We start from the raw sequence: 12,826 nt of genomic DNA, 5'->3' as shown, positions 1-12,826 counted from the left end.
GGCAACATCGTGAATGGGTTCAGTGCGAGTTCTCCAGAACGCCGGTGCGTTATCGTCGCGGCGCTCATCGCCTTCTGCACCCTCGTGGTCAGCGCCGAATGGGCTCTGGCCACCGCCTCTCCTGCGGCCGCGCACAGCCACCACGCTCTCGCCACGAACTCGGTGGGACTCCCAGCGGCATTGCTGGTCGACCACGCGCACGTCTCCCGCGGCGATCACCACCGTGGGACCGAGGCTTTCGCCGAGGCGGTCGTCCCGCGATCCGCTTTCGCGCTCATTGCTCTGGTGTTGCTTGCTGTCGTCGCAGCACCTCCGGCGCTGTGGCGTCAGGCAGCCTTGGCCGCCATTCGCGGGCCACCTCGCCACATATCAGTTCTGGTGGCCGGTCGGGATCTGCTCTGCCGGCTCTGCATCGCGCGCCGCTGATCGGCCAGCATCAGGCTTCGTCATCACAGTCGGAGCCGGCGACCGCTGCCCGCCATCAGTAGCCGTGCCCTGTCGCGGCCTCAACAGAAGCGACACTCAGTGATGAACCACGTCCTATCCATCTCTGCTGCAGACGACCGGAACCCTTGCGCGCAGCGCCGGCTCAGTTGCGGCCGACGGCCGGCCACCATGGTCGGCCATACACCCGTCCTGCGGATCTCCGCCCCCTTCACAGCATCTGATCGAGGCTTCTGGGCAAAACTCGAGGGATTCAACCCCGGAGGGATGAAGGACCGCCCTGCCTTGCACATGGTGGAACGAGCGCGCGTCACCGGACATCTCCAGCCGGGAGCCCGGATCGTCGAATCCACCAGTGGAACACTCGGATTGGGCCTTGCATTGGCGGGTACCGTCTATGGCCACCCCGTCACGCTGGTCACCGACCCCGGTATGGAACCGTTGATCCAGCGGATGCTCACGGCGTTCGGCGCGCGCGTCGAACTGGTCACCGAACCTCATCCCGAAGGTGGCTGGCAACAGGCGCGGCGACAACGCGTCGAGCAGATACTCTCCGCCGATGCCCGCGCCTGGCACCCTGATCAGTACAACAACCCGGAGAACGTCGAGGCATATCGCGGACTGGCGGTCGAACTCGTTGAGCAGGTGGGGCCCGTCGACGTTCTCGTGTGCTCCGTCGGCACCGGAGGGCACTCCGCCGGTATTGCGCGGGTACTGCGTGAGACCAACCCCGACCTGCGCCTCATCGGTGTCGACACGGTGGGTTCGACGATCTTCGGCCAGCCCCCAGGTGCCCGGCTGATGCGCGGACTCGGCTCGAGCATCTATCCGGGCAATGTCGATTACCCGGCCTTCGACGAAGTGCATTGGGTGGCAGCGGCGGAAGCGGTGTGGGCATGTCGCACGTTGGCGTCCACCCATTACGCCAGCGGCGGGTGGAGCGTCGGCGCCGTCGCGCTGGTCGCAAGTTGGGCAGCGCGGACTCATCGGCGCGGGACGACCGTCGCCGCGGTGTTCCCGGATGGACCGCAGCGCTATTTCGATACTGTCTACAACGACGACTACTGCCAGGCACACGGTCTGCTCGCCGGGCCGCCTGCAGTGCAACCCGACACCATCGGTCATCCGTGGGCGAGGACGGTCACGAGGTGGACCCGCTGCGCCCGCGTCGTCGATCCGATGCAGGCTGGTTCACGATGAACCTCACCGCTAGCTTCGGTAGCTTCGGTTGGCCGAGTCGCATGCTGATGATCAACCAGTTCGGCATCAACCTTGGCTTCTATATGTTGATGCCATATCTGGCCGGCTATCTGGCCGGCCCACTCGGTCTAGCTGCCTGGGCCATCGGTCTTGTTCTCGGGGTGCGGAATTTCTCCCAGCAGGGGATGTTCATCGTGGGCGGCACGCTGGCCGACCGCCTCGGTTACAAGCCACTCATCGTCGCCGGATGTGCCCTTCGGACAGCGGGATTCGGGCTGCTAGTGTTCGCGGACACCCTCCCGGCACTACTGATCGCCTCGGCAGCAACGGGTTTCGCCGGCGCATTGTTCAACCCAGCGGTGCGTGCGTATCTGGCCGCCGACTCAGGGACCCGGCGGGTCGAGGCCTTCGCGCTGTTCAACGTGTTCTATCAGGGCGGCATTCTGGCCGGGCCGCTCGTCGGTCTGGCGTTGATGTTCGTCGATTTTCGAATGACTGCTGCCGCCGCGGCAGTGGTGTTCGCGGCTTTGACCGTCGCGCAGTTGTTCGCCCTGCCGCAGCGGGCCGCCGAGTCGTCAGACCAGAAGACATCGATTCTCGACGACTGGCGTGTGGTGGCGACCAACAGATCATTTCTGCTCTTCGCCGCGGCGATGATCGGGTCCTACGTGCTGTCCTTCCAGGTGTATCTCGCGCTGCCGCTGCAGGCGCGCCAGCTCTTTCCCGGCAGCGAGACGATCGTGACGGCGATGATCTTCGTGGTGTCCGGTGTGGTGGCTGTTCTCGGACAGTTGCGCATCACGCACTGGTTTGCCCAGCGGTGGGGGTCCGGCAGATCACTGGTCATCGGGATGTTGATTCTCGCGGTCGCATTTGTGCCGCTGATGGCGCTCCCCGACGACTCGCGGGCCGGACGTGTCGCCGCGGCGGGTGCGCTGCTCATCGCCACGGCCATCTTGGCGGTCGGGACTGTGGCGGTATTCCCCTTCGAGATGGACACCGTGGTCGCGCTGGCGGGCAACCGGCTGGTCGGGACCCATTACGGCTTCTACAACACCATCGTCGGGATCGGCATCCTCGGCGGCAACCTGGCTACCGGCGCGCTGATGCAGGTGGTTCGTGACCGAGGAGCCCCCGAACTGCTGTGGATCCTACTCAGCGTGGTCGGGATCCTGTCCGCCTTCGCGCTGTACCGACTCGACCGTCGGGGCCGGCTGAACCCGGCCCAAACAGTGCGCCCTTGAAAATATACCCCCCAGGGGTATAGTTCGGGACGTGCAAAGCCCGGTCCACTGAGTTCGAAGGAACGTCATGGCAGATCTTCACGGTCACCAAGCAAAGGAAGGCGCGTCGACTGGCCACGGGGGCCATGGTTCGACTGGCCACGGGGGCCATGGTTCGATTGGCCACGGGGGCCATGGTTCGACTGGCCACGGGGGCCATGTCGCTCAGTTCCAGAAACTCTTCTGGATCAACCTGGTCATCGCCGTGCCGGTCATCGCGTTCTCACCGATGTTCGCCATGCTGGTCGGCTACCAGATCCTCGACATACCGGGCGGGCAATGGGTCGCTCCCATTCTCGGGACCGCGATGTACGTCGTCGGTGGCCGCCCGTTCCTGACCGGCGCAGTCAGCGAAATCCGTTCGCGTACACCGGGAATGATGCTCCTGATTGGGCTGGCGATTACGGTGGCATTCCTTGCATCATGGGGTGCGAGCCTGGGCGTGCTGCACCACGAGCTTGAATTCTGGTGGGAGCTGGCGCTGCTCATCGTGATCATGCTGCTCGGGCACTGGGTTGAGATGCGCTCGCTGGCCCAGACGACCTCAGCATTGGATTCCCTGGCCGCGCTGCTGCCCGACGAGGCGGAGAAGGTCGACGGCGATCAGACCGTCGTCGTCTCGCCCGCCGATCTTCGTGTCGGCGATGTCGTTGTGGTCCGACCTGGCGGCAGTGTGCCCGCCGACGGCCGGATCGTCGACGGTCGGGCCGACATGGACGAGTCGATGGTCACCGGTGAATCGCGTCCGGTCGCTCGCGGCGTCGGTGACTCGGTCACGGCCGGAACCGTGGCCACCGACTCCGGTCTGCGCGTCGAGATCACCGCGACCGGCGAGGACACCGCGCTGGCCGGCATCCAGCGCCTGGTCGCCGAGGCGCAGAACTCGTCATCGCGTGCCCAGCGCCTGGCCGACCGCGCCGCCGGCTGGCTGTTCTGGTTCGCCCTGGCGACCGCGGCCGCCACCGCCGTGGTGTGGGCCGCCGTCGGCGACCCCGATGCGTCGGTTGTGCGGGCCATCACCGTGCTGGTCATCGCCTGCCCGCACGCGCTGGGTCTGGCCATCCCGCTGGTGGTCTCCATTGCCACCGAGCGGGCCGCCCGGGGTGGGGTTCTGATCAAGGACCGGCTGGCGTTGGAGAGTATGCGCACCGTGGATGCGGTGCTGTTCGACAAGACCGGCACCCTGACCAGGGGCGAACCCACCGTCACCGGTGTCGAACCCGTCGACGAACTCGACTCCGACGCAGTCCTGGCGCTGGCCGCTGCGGCCGAGACCGACAGCGAGCACCCGCTGGCCCGGGCGATCGTCAGAGCCGCTGACGAGCGCGGGGTCTCCGTACCGCGCGCCACCGGGTTCACGTCCTCACCCGCGGTCGGGGTGACGGCGACCGTCGACGGGCACGAGATCCGGGTGGGCGGGCCCCGTCTGCTGAAAGACGTTGGTGCCCATGAGGTCGACGCTGCGGCCCGGTGGCGCGACGACGGCGCCATCGTCCTGCACGTCGTCCGCGACGGCGTGGTCATCGGAGGGTTGCGGTTGGCCGACGAAGTCCGACCGGAATCCCGCGACGCCGTCGACGCGCTGCACGAGCTCGGCATCGAGGTCGTCATGATCACCGGCGACGCCGAAGCCGTCGCCCACGCCGTCGGCGACGAACTCGGCATCGACCGGGTGTTCGCCGGCGTGCGCCCCGAAGACAAGGCGTCGAAAGTGGCGGCGCTGCAACAGGAAGGCAAGAAGGTCGCCATGGTCGGTGACGGTGTCAACGATGCACCCGCGCTGGCGCAGGCCGACGTCGGTATCGCGATCGGCGCGGGCACCGATGTCGCCATCGCCTCTGCGGGCGTCATCCTGGCCAGTTCCGACCCGCGGTCGGTGCTCTCGGTCATCGAGTTGTCGCGCGCCGGATACCGCAAGATGAAACAGAACCTGTGGTGGGGCGCCGGCTACAACCTCCTCGCGGTGCCACTGGCAGCCGGGGTGCTGGCACCCGTCGGATTCGTCCTGCCGATGTCGGTGGGCGCCATCCTGATGTCGCTGTCGACGATCGTCGTTGCACTCAACGCCCAACTGTTGCGCCGGCTGGACCTGAGCCCCGAGTCCAGCGCGCACACGGTTGTGCACCGGTAGCGCAGATCACACGCTTGCGTCAGTGGGCGTGGTCGTGATCATGGGCAGACTGCTGGGCCGGGGCGGGAGTGCCGACCGGCGCCACGACGGGCACCGGGGCCGCGGGCTGCCGGACCTGACCGTGCTGGGCGTCGGTGTGCTCGATGCCGGGACCGTGATGGCCTCCGGGAGACCCGGTCGGCCCGTGGTGGTCATGGCGCAGCCCCGAGGCAACGCCCACCGTCGAAGCCAGGGTGACCACGCCCACGGCGCCCACCAGCACCATCGCATTGGCGAACGCCGGTATCGATGCGCCGCGCAGTCCGCGATAGACCACCCAGCCGGCCCCCATCACGACGTAGGTCTGGAGCAGCACCGCGCAGAGGTCCGCACCCGCCACCACTTCGGCGGTCCCAGAGTGCGGGCCGAATGGCGCGCCGGTCGTCCTGGAGACCGTCCACAGGGCGATGGCGCCGACATTGAGCATGATGCCGGCCGCCAACACCGACGGCGTGGTCCGAGCCAGCACCCACAGGGCCCACGTCAGTTGGGTGAGCCCGATCACGACGAAGAACAACCCGGCCGGCGCCCACTCGTGCCAGTGCGCCGGTACGACGGCGAAATGGATGACCGACGCGCCGAGCGAGGCGAGCGCGGCGAGGCGAACTGCCAGCCTGCTGTCGGTTCTCGCCGCTGTCCTGGGTGACATTCGTCCGATGATGACAGCACAGCGTCGAAAGGCATCGGGGTGACATCAGTTCTCAACCGGACCGAGATTGCTCCGTCATCCACGGCTACTCTGCAGATGTGGCGCGCAGAAACGACACGATGGCCGCGGTCTCGTCGCTGGACGTGCGGCGGGCACACCGCGAGCGGCGCGACCCGGCTCTTTCGATTCTCGATATCGCCAGCCAGCTCCTCGCCGAGGGCTCCTACGCCGGAGTCACCCTGTCGGCTGTCGCTGCTCGTTGCGGAACCTCAGTGGCCACGCTGCTGCCGCAGTACCCCACCAAAGACGTCCTGATCGCGAGCATCTACCTGCGCCGGCTCCAGGCGCTTCCGCTGGAGATCGACGCCGCGGCAGCGGTCGTGGACCGGCTCATCGAACAGGTGCACGTGGTGGCCAACCTTTTCGCCGACAACCCGCACCTCGGCGTCGCCTGCAACATCGCTTTGATGCGCAATGACGACCCCGCGATCGTGCCGGTTCGAGAGGCGGTGTCGACCGAGATCCGCCGCCGAATCGCTGCTGCGCTGGGTTCGGGCGCGTGGCCGGAGATTCACAACACCGTCGAGACCATCGTCTGCGGGGCGTTGCTGCAGGTCGGAGCAGGCCTGCTGGGCTACCGGCAGATGGTCGAGCACGTCGAAATGATGTTGCGCTTGTTGCTGCCCGACGCCTGACCCGCTGCCGCGCCGAATGTGCTTCTGGGGCAGGTTTTTTGGTGAATCACCGCCGTCAGAAGCACATTCGGCGGCGGCCGAGCTCGGGCGCGTAGTCTGGCCGTATGAGCCAACCATCGTCGGCCGATCCCGTGCTGCTGTACGACGGCGTCTGCGGCGTGTGCAACGGCGCGGTGCGCGCCATCCTGCGGTTCGACCGTCGCGAAACGCTGCGCTTCGCCGCCCTCGACAGTGACTTCGCCCGCGACGTCATCGCCCGTCACCCGCAGTTGCGGGAGGTGGACTCCGTTGTCTATGTCCGCAACGCGGGACGGACCGACGAGCAGGTCGACATCCAGTCGGCGGCGCTGCTGCAGGTGGCCAACTATCTCGGCGGTTACTGGCGGCTCCTGTCGGTGACACGGGTGATCCCCGCAGTGCTCCGCGACTGGCTGTACCGCAGGTTCGCGTCGATCCGGTACCGCATCGGCGGACAGTACGAGACGTGTCCGATCCCGTCGCCCGAGGTGCGCAGTCGATTCCTCGACGCGGCCTACGGATAGCGACTCGACGATGAAGGTTCGCTTCGGAGTCAGCCTGGATCTGGGGGCTCCGCCCAGTGAGTTGGCGGGCACGGTGGACCGCATCGAGGCCGCCGGGATCGACTCGCTCTGGTTCTCGGAACTGGTGTATTCCCCAGCGGTGGATCCGTTCGTCGGGATGACGTTCGCGCTGGCGCGCACCACGCAGTTGAAGGTCGGGACATCGGTGGCAGTGCTACCCGGCCGGCACCCGGTCCTGGTCGCCAAACAGCTGGCGTCGCTGGCCGCACTGGCACCGCGACGGGTGCTGCCGGTCTTCGGCCTTCGGCCTGCCGTGCCCGCGGAGCGCGACCTGTTTCCGGTGCCCGACGGTCGGCGCGCCGCGGTGTTCGACGAGTCGCTGCGATTGTTGCGGACGGTCCTGTCCGACGGGGGTGTCAGCTTCACCGGCGAGTTCTACTCGGTGCGCGATGTCGAGATCTTGCCCAAAACCACCAAGCCACTGGAAATCTGGCTCGGGGGCTCATCGTCAGCGGGATACCGCCGCATCGGACAATTCGCCGACGGGTGGCTCGGCAGCTTCCTCACACCCCGCGAGGCCGGATCAGCCGTCGACGCCATCCGCGCTTCAGCACGGGCGGCGCAACGCACCGTCCCGGATGACCATTACGGCATCAATCTGGCTGTCGGGGACGGTGCATTGCCCGCCCAGGTCCTGCAGACGATCCGCCGGCGGCGCCCCGACATCGACCCGTCCGAGCTCGTCGCGACCGACTGGGCGCAGCTGCACCGGCAGATCGATGCGTACCTGGAGGCCGGGTTGACGAAGTTCGTGATCAGGCCGGCGACCGGGGCCGATTCCGACACCTTCCTCGACGAGTTCGTCCGCGAGATGCTGCCACGGCAGAACTGACTCACGCCGAATGTGCTTCGGGGGCGCGATTTTCGGTGAAATGCCGCCGTCACCGCACAACCGGTGACCGGCGCGAGTATTTGAGGTAGAGGTAGTCGGCATGGGTCAACACGTGGTCCAGCGCCATCGTTCGCGGAGCCTGCAGCGCGGCGCTACCGGTCCCGACGTCCTGAACCCCGGCCAGCGTCGGCGACACAGTCACGCACAATTCATCGACGAGATCGGCACCGGTCAACACGTCCAGCAGGGTCGGACCGCCCTCACACAGGATGCGGTTCAGACCACGCTGACCGAACTGGGTGATGAGGCTGGTGACGTCGACGGTGTCGGTACCGGCGATCAGGACGTCGCGGCGGTCGTCCGGGGCGAGGTTGTGCTCCTGCGCGGATCGCTCGGTGGTGACGAGGATGTGGCGCTGCGTCGGATCGGCGAACATCGACTCCGGAAGCTCACCTGTCCTGCTGACGACAGCCAGCGGCGGTACGGGACCCGCGACCGCATGTAGGCGCACCGGTCCGTACCGCTCGGCGCGCGCGGTGCCGGCGCCGACCAGAATGACGTCGGCGAAACCCCGCAGCGCGCGTAACAGCGACTGGTCGAGCGGATCGGAGAGTGGTCCGGCGCGCCCGGCGAACGCGGCGGCACCGTCGGCCGAAAAGATCATGTTGGCACGCACTCCCGACGGAGGCGTCGAATAGAAACCGATCAACTCGGTCAGATCGGCGACGCTGCCCAGACGCGGCACGCTCATGCCTCGTGTCCGGGGTTCAGGTCCCGAACGTCGGCGAAGGTGACCCAGTCGGTGAAGTCACCGGGCGCCTGGCCTGCCACCGGTTCCAGGACGTGGGCGACGTGGTCGCCGACGTCGAAGCGGTCCCGGATCTCGCCGACGAACCAGGCTCCCGCGGCGTCGAGAACTGGGACTCCGGCAGGCCCGTCATGCCAGGCCGTGCGGGCGAACTTGTCTGTCTCGTCGCCGGTTTCGCTGCCGAAGAGCCGGGCCACATCGAGATGTTCGCGGGAGAACACATGCACCGCGAGGTGTGTCGCGTCCTGCGCGATCCGGAAGGTCTGGTTCTTCTTGGACAACCCGATGAGAAAACGCGACGGGTTGATGCTGGTTTGGCTGCCGAATCCCACCAGGCAGCCCGCCCGATCGTCACCCGCCCGCGTGGTGACCACGAACATCGGATAATCCAGCAGTGAGACCAAAGCTTCGAAGGGGTCGGTACCAGAGGCGGCCACCCCGCCAGTATTCCCCTGGTCGCGCGTAACGACACCACGGGTCATCGCTGCACCGGATAGACGGTCTGCGCATCGCGGATGCCTTTGAATTCGACCTTTTGAGGCTCCCCGAATCTCAGGTCGTCGGCACCGTCGAGACAGGCCCGCAACGCTTCGCTGACCATGATTTGGCCGCCGTCGGCAAGGTCGGCGATGCGCGCGGCCATCGCCACGTCGATACCGAACAGATCCTCCCCGCGCCGCACCGAGGTGCCGACGTGTGCCCCTATCCGCACCCGGATGCCATCCCAGCGCTCGCTGTCACCCGACAGCGCGTGCTGGATCTCGACGCAGCACCGCAGCGCGTCGGCGGGCTCGGCGAACGCGATCATGAAGCCGTCGCCCTGATTCTTGACGACATAGCCGCGGTGCGCCCGGACCCGGCCCTCGACCAGAGCGTTGTGCCTCTCGAGAAGCCGGACCCAGGCACGGTCGCCCATCGCCTCATTGCGCTCGGTGGAGCCCTCGATGTCGGAGAACACCAGCACCACCGACCCCGATGCGGTGATCTTCGCCAGATCGGGACGCTCGACGCGCGCCCAGCCGGCCAGATCCTCGATCGAGCTGCGCACCTGCCCACCGATCCCCTTGCGGATGATGGCGTCGGCAGTCTGGACGGTGTTGGCAACCGCCCGGACGGCCAGCGGACCCACTCCGACCGGCCTGCGTGGTCGGTGCGGCCTGTCATCGACCCGGGTGCGGCGGGCCAGGGCTCGGCGAGCCCCGGCCAGCTGCCGCCGCGACACGATCAGCACGACGCCCAGCGTGGTCAGCGCGGCCGTCTGCAACGCGACGACGATCCACAAAGCTACGGTCACCCTGCCGATTATCGACGAGCGCGCCGGGTGCGCGGTTTACCCACGCACCGGCCGGGAAACTCTCGCCACACCGCGCCCGAGCGACCGGCTTGACCAGGCGCGGCCCGACGAAGGAGATTTCCCATGGCGATCAACGACGACGACATCACCACCACACCGGGAGACGGCGGTGAGGGGACCGCGGACGGCGGCTCGAACCCGGAGGGCCACGACGGCGGGGCGGACGGCACCGCAGGCGGTGAGGGCACCGCGGACGGCGGCTCGAACCCGGAGGGTCACGACGGCGGGGCCGACGGCACCGCGTAACCGGACTTCATGCTGAGTCGCTGCATCGGTACCGACCCCCAGGAGTTCTCCCGGAATCACTGGGGGCGGTATCCGTTGCTCAGTCCTGCCCGGGAATTGCCGCGGAACTTCACCGATCTGCTGTCCAGTGCGGCCGTCGACGAGTTGCTCGCCGAGCGAGGGGTTCGCGCGCCGTTCATCCGGCTGGCCAAGGATGGCAGCGTGCTGGCGCGGGACTGCTATCTCGGCCCCGCGGGTTTCGGTGCCGAGGTCACCGACCAGGTAGACCCGGCCGGAGTCCTGCAGCAGTTCGCGGCAGGCGCGTCGATCGTGCTGCAGGGCCTACATCGACTGTGGCCGCCGGTGATCGACTTCGTCCGCGCGATGGTCGACGACCTCGGCCATCCGGTGCAGGCCAATGCCTACATCACACCGCCGTCCAGCCGCGGCTTCGAGGCGCACTACGACGTGCACGACGTGTTCGTCCTGCAGACCACCGGGCACAAGCACTGGACCGTTCATGCACCGGTGCACGCCGATCCGTTGCCGTCCCAGCCGTGGACCGAGCATCGAGGCGCGATCGCCCGCCGCGTCGCCGACGACGAGCCGGTCATCGACACCGTGCTCGCTCCCGGCGATGCGCTGTACCTCCCGCGCGGCTGGATCCACTCGGCGCGGGCCCAGGACACCGTGTCGATTCACCTGACCGTCGGGGTGTCGGCGACCACCCGGCTGGATGTGGTGCGCGCGCTCGTCGACCAACTGGCAGACCACGAAGAGTTCCGCAGCTCCCTGCCGATGGCCCTCGATGCGACCAACCGTGACGAAATGGTCGCCACAGCAACAAAAATCCTGGCTGAACTGACAGCGACGCTGCGGGACAGCACCACCGAGCTGAGCGAGGGAGTGGCCACGCGACTGACACAGCAGTACGCGGAGCGGACCCGTCCGGTGGCGGTGCGGCCGCTGGCCGTCTTCGACGCGGCCGAACATTCCGCCACCGTTGCGGTGCGCTGGCGTGGCGGCCTGGTTGCCACTATTGGCCGACATCACGGCCGGGTGCGGCTGTGCCTGCCGGACCGCACCATCGATTTCCCCGACGTGTGCGCCGACGCGTTGGCTGCGCTGCACCGCGGCTCCGTGATGCGCGCCGACTCGCTGCCCGGACTGGATGCCGCCGACGGCGCGGTGGTGCTGAGCCGCCTGCTGCGTGAGGCGGTCGTCGTGCCGGTGGATCACCCGTGACCGATGTGGTGAAGCCGACGCCGTGCAGCGACCAGTCCCTGGCGCGCGGCGATCCGATGTATGGCACCGCCTCGGCAGGTCACACGTGGCTGCTGCTCGAGCTTGAGGGCGGCTGGGGGCCGTCGGCATTTCTGCAGTCGCCCAGTGTCATCGACCCGCAGCTGGGTCGTGCCGTCGTGCGCCGCGCAGAGGCCGCCAAGCTGCGCATTGCGGCCATCCGCCGGCACGGCCGTCGCTCGGCAACGCCGCGCTGGCGTTGGTATGTCGCGCACGCCGACCCAGGCGTCGAGTCGCTGTGGCACGGTGAGGTCGGTGATCCCCGTGAGTACCTCGAGGTGCCTCTGGACGGCTCCGGCGGTGAGCCGGTCAGCGGTCCGCTGGTGGCTGTCTGTGCGCACGGCAAGCACGATCAATGCTGCGCGGTGCGCGGTCGCGCCGCAGTGTCCGCGATCGCCGCGGCGTATCCCGAAAACACCTGGGAATGTTCACATTTAGGGGGCGACAGGTTCGCCGCCACCATGCTGATCTTGCCGGAGGGTTTGTGTTACGGCCGGGTGGACTCGACGGATGCGGCGGGTCTGGTCACCCGCTATCTCGATGGACGGCTGGACACCCGGTTCCTGCGGGGCCGCACCTCGCTTCCGCACGCCGTCCAGGCCGCGCAGCACTTCGCGCGTCTGGAGCTCGGCGACGACCGCATCCACGCGTTCGCGCCGCTCGACGTCGAGTCGGAGCAGGAGCTGACGCGCGTGGTCCTGCAGTACGACGTCGGTTCCGTGCAAATCACGCTGCGCAACAAGATGTCTGAGCCGCTCTTGTCACAATGCAGCGCGACTGTGGCCGGCCCGGTGCGCACCTTCGAACCGGTGTCTTTGGTCCACGGGTAGTCTGCCGCCCACCGGGGCCGTGTGACCCCGTGCGCGCGGCGCGGGGTATCCCGCGGTACCCTTTGCGCGGTAACAGCCGCGACGGGGTGAGGAAGCCGGTGTGATTCCGGCACGGTCCCGCCACTGTGACCGGGGAGCAGACCCCACGCGTGACCACGGCCCATGGGCTGGAAGGTCGGGGCGAGCGGCGATCCGGGAGTCAGGACACTGCGCCGCCGCGGGCCGGTGATACGGGGCGTGGAAACCCCGGAACGGAGAGCGAAGATGGATACTCATGCCCGTGTCAGATGGACACCCGCCCCGCGAGAGGCGGCTCTGGTCGTGTCAGTCCGGATCCGCGTCACCCTGACGTGATACGGGTGGCGGCCACCACTGGCCGCCGCCGGACATCTCCCCAGCACCAGCCGTCGGCCGGAGCACTATCGCCGGCGT

14 protein-coding genes and 1 riboswitch are annotated in these 12,826 nt (G+C 67.8%); of the genes, 10 read left to right on the top strand and 4 right to left on the bottom strand.

Going from position 1 to position 12,826, the window contains the following annotated elements; all coding sequences use genetic code 11:
• The first annotated feature begins 9 nt into the window (after window positions 1-9).
• The 4 genes from KXD98_RS26010 (at window position 10) to KXD98_RS25995 (ending at window position 5,058) form a co-directional block, all read left to right on the top strand.
• Window positions 10-426: a hypothetical protein gene (locus KXD98_RS26010; RefSeq protein ID WP_260761166.1), complete on the top strand. Its 417-nt coding sequence runs from the start codon at window positions 10-12 to the stop codon at window positions 424-426.
• 102 nt (window positions 427-528) lie between these two features.
• Complete coding sequence (locus tag KXD98_RS26005) at window positions 529-1,644, top strand: PLP-dependent cysteine synthase family protein (RefSeq protein ID WP_313901257.1); 1,116 nt, start codon at window positions 529-531, stop codon at window positions 1,642-1,644.
• A complete protein-coding gene (locus KXD98_RS26000) occupies window positions 1,641-2,888 on the top strand; it encodes an MFS transporter (RefSeq protein WP_260761164.1) in 1,248 nt (415 codons plus the stop codon). The genes KXD98_RS26005 and KXD98_RS26000 overlap by 4 nt, the downstream gene beginning before the upstream one ends.
• A gap of 67 nt (window positions 2,889-2,955) precedes the next feature.
• On the top strand, window positions 2,956-5,058 hold the full coding sequence (locus KXD98_RS25995) for a heavy metal translocating P-type ATPase (RefSeq protein WP_260761163.1): 2,103 nt from the start codon (window positions 2,956-2,958) through the stop codon (window positions 5,056-5,058).
• Window positions 5,059-5,077: 19 nt separating this feature from the next.
• On the opposite strand, the gene KXD98_RS25990 is transcribed toward KXD98_RS25995, so the two are convergent.
• A complete protein-coding gene (locus KXD98_RS25990; RefSeq protein ID WP_260761162.1) occupies window positions 5,078-5,746 on the bottom strand; it encodes a hypothetical protein in 669 nt (222 codons plus the stop codon).
• Between the two features lie 98 nt (window positions 5,747-5,844).
• Here KXD98_RS25990 and KXD98_RS25985 point away from each other — a divergent pair, with 98 nt between their 5' ends.
• The 3 genes from KXD98_RS25985 to KXD98_RS25975 all read left to right on the top strand — a co-directional run bounded on the left by KXD98_RS25985 (window position 5,845) and on the right by KXD98_RS25975 (window position 7,875).
• A complete protein-coding gene (locus KXD98_RS25985; protein WP_260761161.1) occupies window positions 5,845-6,441 on the top strand; it encodes a TetR/AcrR family transcriptional regulator in 597 nt (198 codons plus the stop codon).
• A gap of 104 nt (window positions 6,442-6,545) precedes the next feature.
• A complete protein-coding gene (locus tag KXD98_RS25980; protein ID WP_260761160.1) occupies window positions 6,546-6,983 on the top strand; it encodes a thiol-disulfide oxidoreductase DCC family protein in 438 nt (145 codons plus the stop codon).
• Between the two features lie 10 nt (window positions 6,984-6,993).
• Complete coding sequence (locus KXD98_RS25975) at window positions 6,994-7,875, top strand: TIGR03854 family LLM class F420-dependent oxidoreductase (RefSeq protein WP_260761159.1); 882 nt, start codon at window positions 6,994-6,996, stop codon at window positions 7,873-7,875.
• Between the two features lie 49 nt (window positions 7,876-7,924).
• Here the strand turns inward: KXD98_RS25975 and KXD98_RS25970 are convergent, their stop codons facing one another.
• The 3 genes from KXD98_RS25970 to KXD98_RS25960 are packed head-to-tail and all read right to left on the bottom strand — an operon-like array spanning window position 7,925 to window position 9,977.
• Window positions 7,925-8,626, bottom strand: a complete 702-nt coding sequence (locus KXD98_RS25970; RefSeq protein ID WP_260761158.1) for a pyrimidine reductase family protein — start codon at window positions 8,624-8,626, stop codon at window positions 7,925-7,927.
• Window positions 8,623-9,120: a flavin reductase family protein gene (locus tag KXD98_RS25965; protein WP_260761157.1), complete on the bottom strand. Its 498-nt coding sequence runs from the start codon at window positions 9,118-9,120 to the stop codon at window positions 8,623-8,625. The genes KXD98_RS25970 and KXD98_RS25965 overlap by 4 nt, the downstream gene beginning before the upstream one ends.
• Window positions 9,121-9,161: 41 nt before the next feature.
• Window positions 9,162-9,977 (bottom strand): adenylate/guanylate cyclase domain-containing protein, encoded by an 816-nt coding sequence (locus tag KXD98_RS25960; protein WP_260761156.1) that lies wholly within the window; start codon window positions 9,975-9,977, stop codon window positions 9,162-9,164.
• Window positions 9,978-10,100: 123 nt separating this feature from the next.
• On the opposite strand from KXD98_RS25960, the gene KXD98_RS25955 reads away from it, so the two are divergent.
• The 3 genes from KXD98_RS25955 to KXD98_RS25945 are packed head-to-tail and all read left to right on the top strand — an operon-like array spanning window position 10,101 to window position 12,394.
• Window positions 10,101-10,283 (top strand): hypothetical protein, encoded by a 183-nt coding sequence (locus KXD98_RS25955; protein WP_260761155.1) that lies wholly within the window; start codon window positions 10,101-10,103, stop codon window positions 10,281-10,283.
• A 9-nt stretch (window positions 10,284-10,292) separates the two neighbouring features.
• On the top strand, window positions 10,293-11,507 hold the full coding sequence (locus KXD98_RS25950; protein WP_260761154.1) for a cupin domain-containing protein: 1,215 nt from the start codon (window positions 10,293-10,295) through the stop codon (window positions 11,505-11,507).
• A gap of 56 nt (window positions 11,508-11,563) precedes the next feature.
• Window positions 11,564-12,394: a sucrase ferredoxin gene (locus KXD98_RS25945; RefSeq protein WP_260765436.1), complete on the top strand. Its 831-nt coding sequence runs from the start codon at window positions 11,564-11,566 to the stop codon at window positions 12,392-12,394.
• An 89-nt stretch (window positions 12,395-12,483) separates the two neighbouring features.
• Window positions 12,484-12,603: riboswitch (cobalamin riboswitch) on the top strand.
• Window positions 12,604-12,826: the final 223 nt, after the last annotated feature.

It is taken from the genome of Mycobacterium sp. SMC-4, from assembly GCF_025263265.1.
Classification (GTDB): Bacteria; Actinomycetota; Actinomycetes; order Mycobacteriales; family Mycobacteriaceae; genus Mycobacterium.
The sequence above is the reverse complement of the archived record's forward strand: the minus strand, read 5'-3'. Positions and strand labels throughout refer to the sequence as shown.